General features: G+C 36.0%; 1 pseudogene. It reads left to right on the top strand.

What is annotated here, in order from left to right:
• Nucleotides 1–108: 108 nt before the first annotated feature.
• Nucleotides 109–425 (top strand): annotated as a pseudogene (locus PVA17_RS25060) (transposase); the annotation flags it as partial.

The following is a 425-nucleotide window of genomic DNA, read 5'->3' as shown; positions in this document are numbered from 1 at the left end:
GAATTTAAAAAAGCTGCCGCCTGCAAAATACAGACAGCAGCTTCAAAAAGATGCCTAACCTTTTTTTAAATGTCCTTTACAAAGGGTACATTTTAGAGTAAAAGTCAGACCTATTATTTTGACATTGAAAAATGCAAAGTATGTCCAATGAGAGATGGCTGTTATAAAGAAGGAGCAAAAAGTAAAACATATTCTGTCACAATTAAGTCGGATACACATGCCGAACAAGAGGCATTTCAAAATATGGAAGCATTTAAGCAATTAGCCGCAAATCGCTACAAAATAGAAGCGAAGAATAGTGAATTAAAAAACGGACACGGGTACGATACGCATCGACTGCGGGTCTATTTGGCATGGAAATTCAAGGTGCTACAACGATATTCGCTGTCAATTTGAAACGGATATTAAAGCTATTAAACGAAAAT

The organism is Lysinibacillus sp. CNPSo 3705, from assembly GCF_028674935.1.
GTDB lineage: Bacteria > Bacillota > Bacilli > Bacillales_A > Planococcaceae > Lysinibacillus.
The sequence above is the reverse complement of the archived record's forward strand: the minus strand, read 5'-3'. Positions and strand labels throughout refer to the sequence as shown.